Genomic DNA, 18,171 nt, shown 5'->3' with positions numbered 1-18,171 from the left:
ACATTTTCTTTATTTTCGTCGATTTTATTAACTATAACGCTTGACTCTCTTTACTAGAAAACGTGATCAGCTAAGCGGATCTTGGTGTTTAATTCTTCGATCTCGAAGCCTTCTTCTTTTGTATCCGCCTTTTTACCGATTTTTTCAGCAAAATTCATTTCGATATCTGGTCGATAAGAACGTTCGACATTTCGTACGAAATGTAATTTCTTGATCCTTTCTTCCGTTTGTTCATAGTTGTCTTCATTTAAATACATGATCACATACTTCATTTTACGAGAGACATAATGCACTAATCCAAATTTGCGAAGATTTTTCAATTGTTTTAAACTATATACCCACACGACTAACCCTCGCCGATGTGTTTGTTCAAATTCTTTATTTTCTATGTCCATGGCAGTTTCCTCCGCACCCTTCACTTTTTTCAAAAAATGGACTACCTGCACTGATTTTGATCTCTGTCGAAATCGTATGTGCAAGTTGTTTTCCAATGGAATCTAGTATCTTTTGTAATTCTGTTTCACTTATTCGAAAAGCAGCTACTTCCTCATTTAGATCCAACTGCCTTTTGGCTTGGCGTACAGTTCGTTGTTTTTCACGAAACTCTGGAATGTACTTTCCATAAGGTGAAATTTCTTCAAATGCTTGTCTGCTTGCAATAAAATCATTTTTTAACTGGTTGACGTTGATAGAAGTTTCCATCTCTTTTTTAGTTTTGAGATATTGTTCCATCATTTCACTTGTTACAATCGTTTGAACAAGCTGATGACACTGGTCCTCCAGTTCAAACAACTCCTCATTGATTATCACTACTTTCACTAGTCTCCTCTTTTTCCTTCATTAAGACTAACATGTTTTCTTTCGAAAACGCAACGCCTAACTGTGTTGTTTCTTTTTCCAAGAATCGATCATGATAATAAGGATCAGTATATAACAATAAAACTGAAAAAGTCGGATCAATGATTGGATGCATGAAAATTCCTGTTGTTTGATCTAATTGTCGTTTTTCCACTAAGCGATTGATTTCATCATTTGACAACGTAAATTTAACTGTAGTTTGCGAAGTCTGTGTTGCCATTTGCCACTCTGCCAAACGATTTTCTGCCAACCATTCTTCTGGTTGTTCGATAAAGTCTGTTAACAGTACATTCGTTTGGATCATAAAATCTGGAGAGTAATGATAATCAGGCAGTTCAGCTTCTTGGCGTAATCTCGTCAATACTCGAGTAATGACACGCTCTCTTGATTGATTGATACTTTCCCAGTCTGCTGAACTATCCATTTCGTAGTGGGGCAATCCCTCTCCAAAGACCTGGTAAGGCATTAATTTCAATAAGCTTTTCTTATTTAAATAAACTGTTGAAAATAATCCACCTGTGTCTTGATCAAAGAAAAGCATCGCAAATGTACCGTTATCAAAAGCAATCAAGGGACGATAATTCATGTCTTCTTCAGTTAACTCGATTCCGACTTCTGTCTCTTCATACTCGAATGTGAAGTTCGGAAAAATCGTTGTAATCTCTGTCAGATCCTGCATAGTCATGCCAACGGCAAATGGTGTTAAACTAGTTGCGTTCGCATTTAAAACTTTGATAGCCTCCACTCGGTCATTTTGTATATTTGCTTCAAGTACGATTTGTTGAATTGGATCTTGATAATATCTGATCTCGAAGCCGAATCCGCTCGTCAAACGATCTTTAGGAGAACCAATCTCTGCTTCTAATTCGGTGACTGATCGACCAATATATGTAGAAAAGCCAGTCGCATTTAGCTCCTGGTATTTCCAAGACGTTACCTGATTTTGATTTCCTATCAGTTGTTGGTCTTGCGTGGATGTTTCAAGTTTGGGAGGGAACACTACTGGCTCCAAATATAAAGCCGACATGACGAATAGTAGTGTTGCTATAAATAGACCTAGTCGTTTCAAATGTTCCCTCTCCTTTCTTATTTTTCTGTAACTTCGATCAATAGATCTCCTGAAGAAATGGGGTCGCCAGCAACAACATAGAGATGTGCGATTTCTCCATCGAATGGTGCTTCAATGGCCGTTTCCATCTTCATTGCTTCAGTAACCATCAATGTATCGCCTCTTTTGACCGTATCGCCTTTTTTCACCAAGACGTCTAAAACTGAACCGGACATCGTCGCACCGATTTGTTCGCGATTGGTTGGTTCTGCTTTTCGTCTAGTTTTTACCGCACTGACGATCGACGTATCTTTGACGGTGATTTCTCTTCGTTGACCGTTCAAATTAAAGAATAACACACGATTCCCTTCAATATCAGGTTCACCGATCTCATCTAAACGAATGATCAGGATCTTGCCTTTTTCGATTTGAACGTTGACCGTTTCCCCTAAACGAATCCCTTGGAAGAAAGTCGGTGTATCCAGTAATGTGACATCGCCAAATTGATTATAAGCGGTTTGATAATCCAAGAAGACTTGTGGATACATCAAGTAACTCAAGACTTCTTCTTGTTTTGGTTCATAGCCGATCTTTTTAGCTAATTCTGCTTTGACTTTTTCGAAGTCTACTGTTTCAGCGAACAAGCCTGGACGTTCGGTGATGGCTGGACGACCTTTCAAAATGATCTTTTGGAGTTTTTCTGGGAACCCACCTACTGGTTGGCCTAATTCACCTTGGAAGAAGGTAACGACTGATTCCGGGAAACTCAATGTCTCGCCTTTTTCGTAAATGTCTTCTTCGCTCAACTCATTTTGGACCATGAACAAGGCCATATCGCCTACAACTTTAGAAGAAGGCGTAACTTTGACGATATCACCAAACATCAAGTTTACTGTGTGGTACATTTTTTTGATATCATCCCAACGATGACCTAAGCCAACTGCTTTGGCTTGTTGTTGTAAGTTCGAGTATTGTCCACCTGGCATTTCGTGCATATAAACTTCAGTTTCAGGTGCATTCAAGCCATTCTCAAATGGTTTGTAATACATGCGAACATCTTCCCAATAGTGATTCAACTGTTGCGCATTTTCAATATTGATTTCTGGTACACGTGGACCATTGACCAAAGCGTAATACAAACTGCTCATACTTGGTTGGCTAGTATTTCCACTCATCGCACTCATCGCTACATCAACGATATCGACACCCGCTTTAGTTGCTGCTGAGTAAGTGATGATGCCATTGCCACTCGTATCATGTGTGTGTAAATGGATTGGTAGATCCGTTGTCGCCTTCAATTCACTGATCAAGCGATAAGCAGCTTGCGGTTTCAACAGTCCTGCCATATCTTTGATTGCGATCAGATGAGCGCCTAACTGTTCCAGCTCTTTTGCCATGTCCTTATAATATTGCACATTGTATTTCGCACGACTTGGATCATTGATATCACCTGTGTAGCAAATCGTCGCTTCTGCAATTTTCCCTGTATCACGAACGGCTTGGATACTCTTTTCCATTTGCGGTACCCAGTTCAGACTGTCAAAGATCCTGAAGACATCGATGCCTTGTGTCGCTGCTTCTTTGATAAATTCAGCGATCACGTTGTCTGGGTAGTTGGAGTAGCCGACAGCATTCGATCCTCTAAAGAGCATTTGCAATAAAGTATTTGGCATCAAGGAGCGAATCTTTCTCAGGCGTTTCCATGGATCCTCATTCAAGAAACGATAGGCGACGTCAAATGTCGCACCGCCCCACATTTCGCTTGAAAACAGCTCAGGAAGCCCTTCACCAGTCAATCGCGCGATTTCTTTAAAATCTTTTGTGCGCACACGAGTAGCCAATAAGCTTTGATGGGCATCTCTAAACGTGGTATCTGTCAATAACACATTTTCTTGTTGTTTGACCCAATCCACTAATGCAGAAGCGCCGTCTTTGTCTAAGACATTTTTTGCTGTGATGTAATCCGGACGAGTGATCAGCTCTTTTGGCATACGTGGTGCATCGTAATATGGTTTTTCACCACGTTCGATGCCAGGGAAACCATTTACTGTGATTTCTCCGATGTATTTCATCGTTTTATTTCCACGGTCACGTAAGCGTGGGAAGTCAAATAATTCATTGGTACTATCGATGAACGTCGTTTTAGCTTGTCCTGATTGAAATTCTGGGTGCAAGATGACATTCAACATAAATGGAATATTTGTTTTCACTCCACGGATACGGAATTCTCTCAAGCAACGTTCCATTTTTTGGATCGCTGTTGCAAAATCAGCCGCATGTGTACAAACTTTTACTAAAAGCGAATCAAAATATGGGGTAACGATGTAACCTGCATAGGCATTCCCTACATCTAAGCGGACGCCCATCCCACCTGGTGAGCGATACGTATCGATCTTACCAGTATCTGGTAGAAAGTTACTCAATGGGTCTTCCGTTGTGATCCGACATTGGATGGCTGAACCTTTGATTTTTATTTCACTTTGCTGTGGCAATCCGATTTCTTTATGCAGATCTTTTCCTTGTGCAATCAATAATTGCGTCGTCACGATATCGACATCCGTAATCATCTCAGTAATCGTATGTTCAACTTGGACACGTGGATTGACTTCAATAAAATAAAATTCGTCATTTTCCACTAAAAATTCGACTGTCCCTGCATTGACATACCCCACATGCTTCATCAACTGGACAGCAGCCTGACAAATACGTTGACGCTGTTGCTCATTCATCGAAACGCAAGGAGCGACTTCTACGACTTTTTGATGACGCCGCTGGACTGAACAATCCCGTTCAAATAGATGGATGATGTTTCCATGGGTATCCCCTAAGATCTGGACCTCGATGTGTTTCGGATCAGCGATATACTTTTCAACATAGACTTCATCACTACCAAAAGCAGCTTTCGCTTCACTTTTTGCACGTTCATATCCTTCACGAGCGCCTTTTTCGTCATATGCTACACGCATCCCACGACCGCCACCGCCTAATGCTGCTTTGATCATCACGGGATAGCCATGACGTTCAGCAAATGATAAAACTTCTTCAATTGACTCTACTGGACCATCTGTCCCAGGGATCGAAGCGATACCAGCTTCGATTGCTGCTGTTTTTGCTTTGATCTTATCGCCAAAAATATCAAGATGATGAAGTTCTGGCCCAACAAAAGTGATGCCTTCTTCTTTGCACCGTGTGGCAAAGTGTAAGTTTTCAGATAATAATCCGTAACCGGGATGGATCGCGTCCGCTCCACTAGCCTTAGCAATCTCAAGAATCCCTTCAATATCAAGATACGCATCTATCGGTCTTTTTCCTTTACCAACTAGATATGCCTCATCCGCTTTAAAGCGATGCACGGAATATTCATCTTCTTCTGCATAGACACCTACAGTTTGGATCCCTAATTCTGTACAGGCACGAAATACCCGTACAGCAATTTCTCCTCTGTTAGCTACCAAAACTTTTCTCATCGAATCACTCCTACGTCAATTTTAGTAAATACCTAAACTCTTACGTTTCTCATCTGCGCTGATATTCAGGACGAAACCTACGCAGATCGAAAGCATCAGCAAACTCGAACCACCTTGACTCAAGAATGGGAATGTGATCCCTGTCAATGGGATGATCCCAGTGATCCCGCCAAGGTTGACAAATACTTGGATCAGAAACATCGAACCGATTCCGATACATAGCAAAGAATTAAATGGATCTTTTGAGCGGATACCCACTAAGATGATACGCGCAATCATGAACATCAATAAAGCTAAGATCAAAATACCCATGATCACTCCTAATTCTTCTACTACGATGGCATAGATAAAGTCGGTTTGCGCTTCTTGTAGAAATCCTTTTTTCTGGATACTATTCCCTAATCCGCGACCGAATAGACCACCGTTGAACATCGCATAATAACCATTCACCATTTGGTGTCCGTTATTCAATTCATCAGTAAAAGGGTTTTGAAAAATCTCAAAACGATGATAAATATATTGTAGGCGACCAGGGAAAAGTTTCCCTTGGGTCACGTTGATCAACCAAATTGTTACTATACTAAAAATGATTCCTCCGACACCGACGATCAAGGTGTAAAAATAATTGACGCCGCTAGCTAATAGTAACACGATGATGATCAAAAAAATAACCGTTGCATTCCCAAAATCGGGTAGACTTGCCACTAACACTGTCAAGGCAAGTACTAACAATAAAGGTCGTTTGACCGTTGCAATGAAGTTTTTTTGCACACTCATTTGTCTCTGTGACAAAGTAAAGGAAAGATACCAGATGGCAATGATCTTTAGGTATTCGGCGGGCTGGATAGAAAATCCGGCAATTTCAAGCCAACCTTTTGCACCATTACGTTCTTCCCCAAAAAATAAGACGATCAATAATAAAATCGTCAAGACTGCGATAGCCGCCATGATCAATCGCTGATTTTTCAATACACCGATTTTCATTTTGTATAGGAGTGCAATAACGATCAAGCTAAGCACCCAAAAAATACTTTGATTGATGACTGATGACGCTGGATTGCTCCCATTTGCTAATAGCAAGTAGGAGGTGGAGCTATAAACCATGATCAACCCGATGATACATAAAATCAAATATGGAATCAAAATACTGTAATCCAACAGATGCCTTTTTTTCACTTTATTCGGCAAGCTTATTCCCCCTTGCCACTTTCTTTTTTATCATAATTTTCTCGGTAAACTTCATTGTATAAGTGATTCAATTGACGTTCTAACTCACTGAGCATCAGTTGCCCTTCTTTTTTTTCAATGATCCCTACACGTATCGCAAAACTCACTTGTTGAGAAAATCCATACATTTGTGTATCGACTACCTCTTCAAAGGCTTTACACTGCGAGATACAAAGACTGTTTGTTTGATTTTGGATCAAACGCTTGATGCGATCTGCCTCATCAATCAACACATTGAGTGCCGTCTCTTTTGAAAGAGAATCCATTTGCCTTTCCCTCCATTTCTAAGTTCATTCATTATAGCATATTTTACGCGATAACTGAGCAAGAACCTAGATTTATCTAGGCTTTTTTTTAGGTTTTTTAACTGTCACTTGGCGGAGCGCTTTCTTGGAAATTTTTGATTGCCAGCAAGAACATTTCACCGTACTTATCAAGCTTGCTTTGCCCTACCCCTTTGATTTGGAGAAGTGCCAATCGGTCATTTGGTCGATGCTGACTCATTTCTTTGAGTGTCGCATCTGAAAAAACAACATACGGTGGAACACCTGCATCAACAGCTAAATCAGTCCGTAACTGGCGTAATACTTCAAATAGGCCATCTGTTTCGTCATGCGACAATTGTTGCACTTTTTGGGGTTCCTTTTTGTGGACAGTTACTTTTCCCATAAGCACTTGCACCCCAAGATCGCTGACTTTCAAAATTGGGTATTCACCACTAGCCGCAAGTAAGTAGCCACTTGAAATCAGATAGTCGATCAACTGTAATATATTTTTTTGTGACAGATTCCTTAGTAGACCATACGTAGACAATCGATCAAACTGTAACTGTTTGATTTTCTGATCTTTTGATCCGGCAAGGACTTTCATCAGTAATTGTTTTCCGTAGTTCTCACCCATTCGTTTCAAACACGACAAAACCATTTGCGTTTCTGTGGTCACATCGATCAGTTCACGATCATCAAGACAGTTGCCACAACGCTGACAAGGCTCACTTGCTTCCCCAAAGTAAGAAAGAATATATTGTTGCAGACAGGATTCGATATGGACGTATTCAGTCATTGCTCGGATCTTGTCGTATTCCTTATGTTTTTGTGCCTCCTCACGTTGCGATTGTTGAACAAAAAACTTTTGGACTTGCACATCTTGTGGCGCAAATAGCAAAATGGCTTCACTAGGTAAGCCATCTCTTCCGGCACGACCAGCTTCCTGATAATATGCTTCTAATGAACCTGGTATTTGGTAGTGAATGACAAAACGAATATTACTTTTATTGATCCCCATTCCAAAAGCGTTTGTTGCTACTAATAGCTGGATACGATCATAGAGGAAAGCTTCTTGCATTTCCGTCCTTTCACTTTCTGAAATACCGCCATGATATCTGCCAACGGAAAAACCAAATTTTGCCAACAACTGATATAGTCGATCTACTTCTTTTCTAGTCGCGGCATAAATGATGCCTGATTGATTTTGATTCACTTTTAAATACTCGACCAAATATTGCTCTTTTTTTTGATCTTTGATAACCTGCAACCTCAGATTTTCTCGTGCAAATCCAGTTTGAATATGGTTCTTTTCAGGGATTTTTAAAAGTCTTTTGATATCTGTTGCTACAGGGACAGTAGCAGTTGCTGTCAAGGCTACGATGGGCGGACGCTGAGGAATACCTTCTAAACATTTCGCCATCTGCAAATAACTGGGTCTGAAATCATGCCCCCATTGCGAGATACAGTGGGCTTCATCAATGGCAATCAAGCGAACGGACCAACGATTCATCGCTTGGATAAAATCAGGCATGATAAAACGTTCTGGTGCAACATATAACAATTGATACTTTTCTTCATCTAATGAACGAAAACGTTGTGCCACTTCATATCCTTCTAATGAACTATTAATAAACGTAGCAGCGATCCCCAGTTGATTCGCAGCATCCACTTGATCTTTCATCAAAGAGATCAAGGGAGAAACGACGATCGTCACCCCTTCCAATGCTAGCGCAGGTAGCTGATAACATATTGATTTTCCGCTTCCAGTCGGCATGATACCCAAGACATCTTCTTGAGCCATGATTTTTTCAATGATTTCTTTTTGGCCTGGGCGGAAAAGCTCATATCCAAAATATTTTTTTAATAACTGCTCCACATGCGCCCTCCTCGATTTCTGTTTGTTTTTACAATTTCAAGTTTCACTTCTTTCATCTAACTATTAATTACGCATTTTCTCAAATGATTCATCAGACATGTACTATCTATTCTACTTCTGTCTGCTCATAAGAGCAAGCCTAACTCTGTGAAACAAAACACCATTTGTGAAACCAAAAACAGAGTGCTTTGAGTTTTTTAAAAGTTCTTTAAAAAATTCATCTTGCCGTTCTTGCTTTCATTTTTTGTTTCTTTAAGTTCTCCACAGCTAATGATTGACTTCCTATTACGAGAATTTTGTTTTTTGCTCATAGGATTTATTTTTATATTTCTTGTCCGTGACTCCTTTAGTGATCATAAAAAAACAGTTGAAAGAATGCCAAAGTAATTATCACTTCGCTCTTTCAACTGCTTCGTTGTCATTTTAACTATCCGTTACTGTTTATCAAACGATTTCTTAGACATTTTTCGTTTCCAAAAAACAAATCCTACTATTAGTAAGAAACATGCACCAATATATGGCAGTACTCGATTGATGGTTTGATTGGTTTGTGGCAATTTACTCTCATCACCTTCGGCTGCGGAACCCTCACCTAATCCAGTCTCTGCTGAAATTCCATCTGCATCTGGATCGTTGGATGTACCAGTACCATCTTCTGCACTAGCGTCCTCTTCTCCTGGCGCTGTTTCTTGTCCAGGTTCAACGATTTCATATGAAGATTCTGTACGAGTAGATAAACTCCCATAACTCCGATCCACTTTGACATCGAGAGAAACAAAACGACTGCCCATAGTTTCTGTATCGATTTCAGATGTTCCATCTAAAGAAACAGTATAGACGTTTTTAGGTATTACACGCCCATTGACTTTCACTTCTTTTACTAACGATTTCAGGTCAACTCTTTCAGTGCCTTGTGCAAAAGAAGGCTGAGCAGGTTCAACTGTTAACTCACCTGTAGGCTCAAAACCATAATCTGTTACCTTATAATACGCGTAATTACTGCCATAGGTGTAGTTTCGTTCGCTCTCTTCTGCCATCAATAAATTGTTACTAGTATCTACGTGATAAACCTTCACGATATCACCTGGGGTCACCGCTAGTGATTTACCAGTATTAAAACGTGAAATGGCTTGCTCGATTGTTTGTGTGCCACGAACCTCGTATTGATATTTGCTTTGCTTACGTTCGTTGAGAATTTCGATTCCATAATATACTTCGGTGTCATCGTATTCATTCACTCTATTCTTCAACACTGTTTGATCGGTTCCTTGGACAGATTGGATTTCGATTTGTTTGCTGTTTTTAAGTAGTCCAAACGATCCAACCGTTTCACCTTTACGATTTTTTAAATGGATCGTGCTGCCCCATTTCACTTCATATGGCACTTCAATGTCAGTCGAAGAAACTCCATCTGCAGTTGATACTTTTACCGTTACTGTTTTTTCTCCTGTCGTATGGGTATCAAACGCTCCCGTTTGTTCTACTTTATATAGTTCTGAGTTCAAACTCTGTCCGTTGAATGCAACATTGTCAATCAACGTTGTCACGTCTACCTCACTGGTATCCTCACCTAATACGAGTTCCTGACTAGCAACATCTGCGTAAATCAACGTAATCGGCTCAAACTCGCCATTATTGACTTCATAATAAGCGTAATTTAACCCAGCTGTATAGTTTTTGACGATGTCATCCCACATCAGTAAGTTCTGGTTATCTGTTTCTGCATGGTAGACACGGAAAATGTCTCCTTCTTCCACAGGTAATGATTGCCCATTATTGAACCCTTCGATTGCTTGACGAACCGTTTGATTACCTGCCACTTCATAAGTATATTTGATGTTATCGGGAAATAAACTATTGGCTTTATTTTTAGGATCTGCTAGGATATCGATTCGATAATAGGCATTACGACCATAAGCAGGATTGACTGGCGCATTAAGTTCTGTTTCATCTTCGCCTTTTGTGGCATAGATAGCCAACTGGTCATTTTGATCAAGCAGACTAAAAGAACCGACGATCCCTCTTTTCCCTTCTTTTTCTTCACCTTTTAGAATAAATGTACTTCCCCATTTGACTTGATAAGGCAGTTCAAGTTGTACACTAGATAAACCATCGTTCATTTTCACACGCATAGCGACGTTTTTATTCCCAATCGTTTTCGTATCGATTTCTGAACGTCTCTCAATTGTGTATTCCTCTGGATCAACTGTTTTGCCGTTGATCGTCACACGATCAATTAATTCAGCATCAGCTACAGTAGTTACATCTTGTGCGAGATAAAAGGCTTTATTAGCTGTATGGACTTCCATGACTGGCATTGCTTCAAAACCATATGTCGTTACTTTGTAATACGCATAATCTGAACCATACGTGAAGTCCTCTTCTAGTTCATCGACCATCAGTACCGAGCTACCAGGAGATTTTTGGGGTGATAAATTTTGATCACATCATCTAACTGGACAGTGACAGCTGGAGTGCCATTAGTTCCAAAACTATTGATGACTTCTTGTAGCGTGACACGACCTGGGACTTCTTGACTATATTGGACTTTTTCACCACGTAAGACTTCAATTGAATAATAGAGGTCTTGATCGTTTCCTAAGCGCTCGTCTAATGGCGAGTCAAACCCTTGATGGATTTTCAACTGTCTGGTCGTATTAGTAGTTTGCAGTGAGAAAACACCTGCTGAACCACCAGTGCTAGATTTCATCACGATCGTTCTACCCCATTTCACTTTATAAGGCACTGTGATAACCTTTGATACTACCCCATCTTTTGTGTCAAATTGGATAGCAAGTTCTTTTTGACCGACTGTAGTTGTATCGAAGTTTCCTAATTGTTTGACTGTATATAGATCCGGTGTTAACTCGGTCCCATTGATCGTTACCTGATTGATCAGTTGCGTTCCATCAATCCCCGAGGCATCATCACCTAAACTAAATTCTTGTGGTTTAGTATCCGTAGAAATCGCGAGGATCGGTTCTAGCCCATGCTCTGTGACTTCGTAATAGGCATCATTTGAGCCCATTGTAAAGTCTTTGGCTATTTCATCTTGCATCAATAGACTATTACCTGTTGGTTCTGCATGATACACTTTGATGACGTCGCCTTGTTTGACGGTTAATGGTTTTCCTTGATTGAACCCTTCGATTCCTTCTTTAATCGATTGATTGCCTAGTACGTTATATTGGTATTTGGTAGTAATATTTTCGATCACTTCAATACCATAGTAGATGTCTCGGCCAAAATGATTATTGACCGGTTGACTCAAGTCTGTCCCATTTACTCCTTGACTAGCATGCAATGCCCATTGATCGTTTTCTTTTAGTAGACTAAATGCGCCAACCGTCGCATCATTCAAGCCTTTTAGCACAAATGTGCTGCCCCATTTGACTTGGTAATCGACTTCGAATTCCTCTGCTGAAAGTCCATCATTCATCGTGACTTTCAATTTCATTTTTCTTGTTCCAATACTACTTGTATCAAAATCGATCAATGATTCCACTTCGTATGAACTACTATCAACTAATCGACCATTAATCGTTACATTCTTTATTAATGAAGCTGGATCAATCGTTTTAGTGTTCTCGCCTAAAACAAAACTCTTTTGTGAAGCTTCTGCTTCTAGCAAGGGGAATGGATCAAATCCATAAGGAGTAATCTTGTAGTAGGCGTACGTCGTATCATATGTATAATCCTGTTCCTGTTCGTCGATCATCAAGACTGAACTATTCGGCGTTCGTTCTGGATGATATATCTTAATGACATCACCATAATGGACATCGATCGTTCCAGTAGAATCTCCAAATTTATCCATGATTTGCTGCCAAGTTGCGCGATTTGTCACTTCTTGGCTATAAATGACTGTTTCGCCTCGTAAAACTTCAAACGAATAATATAGCGAAAATGGAGTACTCTGCGGACCAACTGCCGTATTTATTGAGGTTGGTATCCCCATCCCAAATACAACTTTTGCCGTCTCATTTCCTGAATTATCTGTTCTTAAAGTAAATGATCCAGCTGATTCACCATTGATTGATTTCATCAAAATCGAGTGGTCCCAAAGAACATTGAGTGTTACCTCACCAGTTCCCTTAATCATCACACCGCTATTTGGGTGCTTGGTTTGAACTGTCAATTTGAGTGTTTGAAGACCCCCTATCCGATAATCTGCCTCCGCACTTTCTTGTGGAATAAATTCAAGATCTCTTAATTCGACTGGTTCACCATGCATAGTGACCGAATCAATATAATCTCTAAAGTTTGTTGCAAATGTTGGATAATTATAACCGAGTTTTCGATCTTCAATTGATTTGAGGTTAACCTTTAAGCCCTCATGTGGCGTCACATCCATCTGAATCGAAGAAGTTGCCTCACGTCCATCAGAAGTTGTTACTTTTGCTCGCCATGTTTGTTCGCCTGGTGAATCAGTATTCACATCATCGAACCATTTTAGCGTATAGGTACCATACAGATTTGTTACTTCAAAGTATTCAGTCACATCTGGCAATTTATCATATTGATAAATGTCAAATGGTCCTGGTTTTCCCTTGATTTCTACAGCTAGAGGTTCTACAGTGATTGGAACTACTACTTCTATTTCTCTACCCGACTCGTCTTTTACTAAAATCTTCGTATCTTGCTTTCCTACTTTCGTTGTATCAGGGGCTATTTTCCAACTATACTCAACTTTTCCACGTGTATTTTTCACATCTAGATAAGTTTCTGGATTAGGGATCGGTTGAGCATTTTGCATGAGTTTATGTGTACCTTCTTTGGCAGTTGCTACAATTTTACCGATTTCCTCTTCAGCAGTCGGTAACCGTACTTCAAATGTAGCTTTCGTGAGAAATGGTTTCATATCGTTTATATGACCTGTAGGATTCGATAAATAAGCCACTCTTGGAAAGGCGAATACTTCATTCCCACTGACAGAACCGTATTTTAGCCGAGTAAATTTCGCATTTAAATAGGGTTCGTTTTTTGAATCCATTGCAGCGTACAGGCGCATCCGCCAAATTCCACTGTTGGAATCAACTTGCGTCCAATAGACACTATTACGCCCTCCATTTATTGGCCACATAACCAATCCTTTATCATTCGGAAAAATACACGTAGAAAAGTTTAAAACTTCAAAGCTGTCCTCTTTCTCATGTTGCAAGTTAGAAATATTTATAGATTTTTTTGACAAATCTGATTGCACTCGAGCTGCCTGCTCTTCACCAATTTTCAGTAAAGTTGCATCAGTAGTCGGTTTAAAGTAATTACCGTTGTTTCCTTGAACACTATCAAAATTATCGCTTGGATTATTATTCCTGGCACTAGTCCTTTTATTTTTCTCAATTGGTTGTTCATTACTTTCATCTTTGATAGCTATTTTTTTGTTGTTTATTTTGTCTTCTTCTTTGTTTGGTTCTATTGAAAATTGTTTTTTTTCAACCAATGATGTCTTCTCAGTCTTTGACTCTATGCTCGAAATTGCTTGTACAACAGCATCATTCATACTTCCTAACACCAAGCCGATAATCATCAGGCTATTCAGAATTTTTGTCTTTTTCATTTTTCTAAGATTTACCTCCATTTATTCTACAAGTATATTCGGAGAAGTCTTAGAAAATATTCAATTGAGTAAGCAATCATTCTCATCTTGAGTCTTCTATACTCCTCCTTTTTTCTAATGATCATTCAAAAGCAAAGCTTCATTTTATTATAACGTCATTTATTTTTTCTTTTTTACATTTTATTCATCCTCCATCATTAGTATTATTCTATTAGAACTTTCCCACTTTAACTCTAAACCTAAATACACTTTTTGATAACGCCATTTTTTTCATGTTAATTGGTATAAATTGAAAGAATAGTGTTATTTAATCTTATCCATCAGGAAATCGTATAATTTTATGATTTATTTTGACTATACTAAAAAAACATCGGATAGAGAAAAGCGGTTCACCAACAGCTTTTAACTAGTATTTAATTGAATAACTATGTTTGATTTAATGATCGATCCTATATAACAAAAAAACCGAATCCCAGAGCTTTCTCTAGGATTCGGTCAAAATTATTATTTTTTCTTTTTAGATGCTTTTTCACGTGCATTTTTTTCTAAAATTTGTTTTCTTAGACGGATGTTTTCTGGTGTTACTTCACAGTACTCATCGTCATTCAAGAATTCTAGTGATTCTTCAAGTGTTAATTGTTTTGGTTTTTTGATGACTGATGTTTGGTCTTTGTTCGCAGAACGAACGTTGGTCATTTGTTTTGCTTTTGTGATATTGACTGTCAAGTCATTCTCACGGCTGTTTTCACCGATGATCATACCTTCGTAGACTTCTGTCCCTGGTTCAACAAATACAGTACCACGTTCTTCGATACTCATGATTGAATACGTTGTTGCTTTACCTGTATCGATGGATACTAACGCACCTTGGTGACGTCCGCCGATTTGGCCAGGAAGCATTGGCAAGTATTGATCAAATGTATGGTTCATGATTCCGTAACCACGAGTCATTGACAAGAACTCTGTTGAGTAACCGATCAATCCACGAGCAGGTGTCAAGAATGTCAAACGAATTTGACCATTTCCTGTATGGACCATATCTTGCATTTCACCTTTACGTTGGCTCAATGATTCGATGACACTACCCATGTATTCTTCTGGTGTATCGATTTGAACACGTTCAAATGGTTCACATTTTACGCCATCGATCTCTCTTTCGATAACTTCTGGACGTGATACTTGTAATTCATAACCTTCACGACGCATGTTCTCGATCAAGATCGATAAGTGAAGTTCACCACGACCTGAAACTGTCCAAGCATCTGGTGAATTTGTTGGTTCAACACGAAGTGAAACGTCTGTTTGTAATTCTGCCATCAAACGTTCTTCGATTTTACGTGATGTCACGTATTTTCCTTCGCGTCCAGCAAATGGAGAGTTGTTGACTAAGAAAGTCATTTGTAATGTTGGTTCATCGATATGCAAGATCGGTAATGCTTCTTGATGATCGACTGGTGTAACTGTTTCCCCAACGAAGATATCTTCCATTCCTGAGACAGCGATCAAGTCACCAGCTTTAGCTTCTTGGATCTCTAAACGTTGTAAGCCAAAGAAACCAAATAATTTTGTCACACGGAATTTCTTCACTGTGCCATCAAGTTTGATCAGTGATACTTGGTCACCAACTTTGATTTTTCCTCTGAAGACACGGCCGATACCGATACGTCCAACATAATCATTGTAATCAAGTAATGATACTTGGAACTGTAAAGGTTCATCGCTGTTGTCAACTGGTGCAGGAATAGCTTCGACAATTGTATCAAAGATCGGTGCCATTGTTGGTTCTTGGTCCGCTGGATCATCGGATAAGCTTGATGTTCCGTTCAAAGCAGAGGCGTAAATCACTGGGAAATCCAGTTGATCATCGTCTGCGCCTAATTCGATAAATAATTCTAAGACTTCATCTACCACATACTCAGGACGAGCGGATGGTTTGTCGATCTTGTTTACAACTACGATCGGTGTAATATGTTGCTCTAAAGCCTTTTTCAATACGAAACGTGTTTGCGGCATGGTGCCTTCATAAGCATCTACAACTAAGACAACGCCGTCTACCATTTTCATGATACGTTCTACTTCACCACCGAAGTCCGCGTGTCCAGGTGTATCCATGATATTGACGCGAATCCCTTTATAATCAACAGCTGTATTTTTCGCTAAGATTGTGATTCCACGTTCTTGTTCAAGTGCGTTTGAGTCCATCGCACGTTCTTGTAATTGAGTGTGGGCGTCTAATGTGTCAGATTGTTTTAATAGTTCATCAACTAATGTTGTTTTTCCGTGGTCGACGTGGGCGATGATCGCTACGTTACGGATGTCATTTCTTTTATTCAATTTAAGTAACTCCTTTTTTATCGATTCTTTATCACAGGGCAATTTTACTCGACTGTTTATTATACCAAACTTTTTTCATGAAATATAGTGAAATGTTTTCATTTTTTCGAGAAAATTAATAATTCGCCCTTTTTCTAATCAAAATAGCACAAAAAATCCGAAGTTATGTAAAAAAACAGTCATTACAAAAACTTTTTCATTAGCATCTTCTATAAATGACTGTTCCGATACTATAATCATTCAAAAAAAATAAGTGAAGGACTACATTGCTCAAAAAAGCAATTTTATCGTCCCTCACTTATTTTATATGAACTTTTTGTTGGATGTATCTCAAAGCTAGAAAAATAATCAATCCAATTGAAGCATGTCAAGTATAGTCGCATAGGCTGTTGGAGTTGCAGCTAAATAATATTCTCTGCCACTGAAACTCAATGGTGCACCGGAAAACCCACTATATCGCATACCGAACTCTTTCAACAAGACATTGCCAGCCGCGTAATCCCAGGGACTTAGATTAGATATATAGCCAATGTGGTTTCCTTTTAACATCGCAATCAATTCTAAGCCAGCACAGCCACACATTCGAACGCCAATACTTTGTTCACCAATCGCATGGATATTGAATCGATCATGACCGAAGAGATAGCTATTGATTGCTACTAATCCTTTATCTAATGGAAGGTCTTGCGGTTGGGGTAATTTCACATCATTTTTGTAAACACCGATCGTTTTACCGCCCCAGTATAATTCATCTCGCATGACATCATAGATAAACCCTAGCTGTCCCACTCCATCTTCGTAATAAGCAAGCATGATACAAAAATTTTCTCCTTGTACCACGAAGTTTAACGTACCATCAATTGGGTCAATGATAAAAACTTGACCACTCAAATCCGATAAGTTGTTGTATCCTTCTTCTTCTGCCAAAATTTTTGCTTGAGGATAGGCAGAATGGATTTTATTGATCAGAAATGCTTGAATTTCTCGATCCATGTTTGTCACTAGATCTTTACGATTCGTTTTTTCTGCGACTGTTAGTTGCTCATTTTGTGCATGGAGAATCTTTTCTTTTGCTGCTACCAACCAGGCAATTATTTCCTCAATCATTTTCTCCATCGTCTCACCCATTCATTTTTAGCATTTTGTTGGTGTTCTTCTTTGCCTCTTGAACAGCACGGTATAGCGAATAGCCAGAAACTTTTTCAAATTCTCGTCCTAATCGTTTTTCTTCTCCAATTGATTTAATCACTGTTTTGAATTGTTGATAGGTTGTTAGAAATTCCTGGTTATTGATTCCTTGTTCATTCGCTTTTTCGAGGGCTTCCCACATGTTCATCACGATGACCATTTCTTCAGTGGTCCAGTCCAAGTCTAATGGGTATTGATACTCATTCATAGATATTATCTCCTATTCTATTCATCCCTTTCAGTTTATCATAGAAAGAAGACTTCTTCCAAGTGGTTTTGCTCTATTTTAGTTTACATAATAATTTTATAATCACTATTTAGAGTATAAAAAAACACAACTCTCTCTT

At 39.2% G+C, this 18,171-nt stretch carries 12 protein-coding genes; all 12 read right to left on the bottom strand.

Annotation, left to right across the window (positions count from 1 at the left end; translation table 11 throughout):
- Positions 1 to 53: 53 nt before the first annotated feature.
- The 12 genes from CYK55_RS05920 to CYK55_RS05865 all read right to left on the bottom strand — a co-directional run bounded on the left by CYK55_RS05920 (position 54) and on the right by CYK55_RS05865 (position 18,032).
- On the bottom strand, positions 54 to 395 hold the full coding sequence (locus CYK55_RS05920) for a YlbG family protein (RefSeq protein WP_034689324.1): 342 nt from the start codon (positions 393 to 395) through the stop codon (positions 54 to 56).
- Positions 379 to 810 carry a YlbF family regulator gene (locus CYK55_RS05915; protein WP_126134426.1) on the bottom strand — a complete coding sequence of 144 codons (432 nt, stop codon included), beginning with the start codon at positions 808 to 810 and terminating at the stop codon, positions 379 to 381. The genes CYK55_RS05920 and CYK55_RS05915 overlap by 17 nt, the downstream gene beginning before the upstream one ends.
- On the bottom strand, positions 797 to 1,927 hold the full coding sequence (locus CYK55_RS05910; RefSeq protein WP_126134047.1) for a CAP-associated domain-containing protein: 1,131 nt from the start codon (positions 1,925 to 1,927) through the stop codon (positions 797 to 799). The genes CYK55_RS05915 and CYK55_RS05910 overlap by 14 nt, the downstream gene beginning before the upstream one ends.
- A 17-nt stretch (positions 1,928 to 1,944) precedes the next feature.
- On the bottom strand, positions 1,945 to 5,373 hold the full coding sequence (locus CYK55_RS05905) for a pyruvate carboxylase (protein ID WP_034689326.1): 3,429 nt from the start codon (positions 5,371 to 5,373) through the stop codon (positions 1,945 to 1,947).
- Between the two features lie 21 nt (positions 5,374 to 5,394).
- Positions 5,395 to 6,561: an FtsW/RodA/SpoVE family cell cycle protein gene (locus tag CYK55_RS05900; RefSeq protein ID WP_034689327.1), complete on the bottom strand. Its 1,167-nt coding sequence runs from the start codon at positions 6,559 to 6,561 to the stop codon at positions 5,395 to 5,397.
- A 2-nt stretch (positions 6,562 to 6,563) separates the two neighbouring features.
- A complete protein-coding gene (locus CYK55_RS05895; RefSeq protein WP_010735661.1) occupies positions 6,564 to 6,866 on the bottom strand; it encodes a YlaN family protein in 303 nt (100 codons plus the stop codon).
- 97 nt (positions 6,867 to 6,963) lie between these two features.
- A complete protein-coding gene (gene recQ, locus CYK55_RS05890; RefSeq protein WP_034689328.1) occupies positions 6,964 to 8,742 on the bottom strand; it encodes a DNA helicase RecQ in 1,779 nt (592 codons plus the stop codon).
- A gap of 434 nt (positions 8,743 to 9,176) precedes the next feature.
- Entirely contained in the window at positions 9,177 to 11,141 is a 1,965-nt protein-coding gene (locus CYK55_RS05885; RefSeq protein WP_126134046.1) for an LPXTG cell wall anchor domain-containing protein, read from the bottom strand.
- The gene (locus CYK55_RS05880) at positions 11,141 to 14,302 is read right to left on the bottom strand and encodes a wall-associated protein (RefSeq protein ID WP_164546238.1); all 3,162 of its coding nucleotides are present in this window, start codon (positions 14,300 to 14,302) and stop codon (positions 11,141 to 11,143) included. The genes CYK55_RS05885 and CYK55_RS05880 overlap by 1 nt, the downstream gene beginning before the upstream one ends.
- Before the next feature lie 504 nt (positions 14,303 to 14,806).
- Complete coding sequence (typA, locus tag CYK55_RS05875; RefSeq protein WP_010735665.1) at positions 14,807 to 16,636, bottom strand: translational GTPase TypA; 1,830 nt, start codon at positions 16,634 to 16,636, stop codon at positions 14,807 to 14,809.
- 348 nt (positions 16,637 to 16,984) lie between these two features.
- On the bottom strand, positions 16,985 to 17,752 hold the full coding sequence (locus CYK55_RS05870) for an inositol monophosphatase family protein (RefSeq protein ID WP_034689346.1): 768 nt from the start codon (positions 17,750 to 17,752) through the stop codon (positions 16,985 to 16,987).
- A gap of 4 nt (positions 17,753 to 17,756) precedes the next feature.
- Positions 17,757 to 18,032 (bottom strand): UPF0223 family protein, encoded by a 276-nt coding sequence (locus tag CYK55_RS05865; RefSeq protein WP_034689331.1) that lies wholly within the window; start codon positions 18,030 to 18,032, stop codon positions 17,757 to 17,759.
- Between the last annotated feature and the right edge of the window lie 139 nt (positions 18,033 to 18,171).

The organism is Enterococcus mundtii (assembly GCF_003957375.1).
GTDB lineage: Bacteria > Bacillota > Bacilli > Lactobacillales > Enterococcaceae > Enterococcus_B > Enterococcus_B spodopteracolus.
This window is presented reverse-complemented; position numbering and strand designations above follow the sequence as displayed.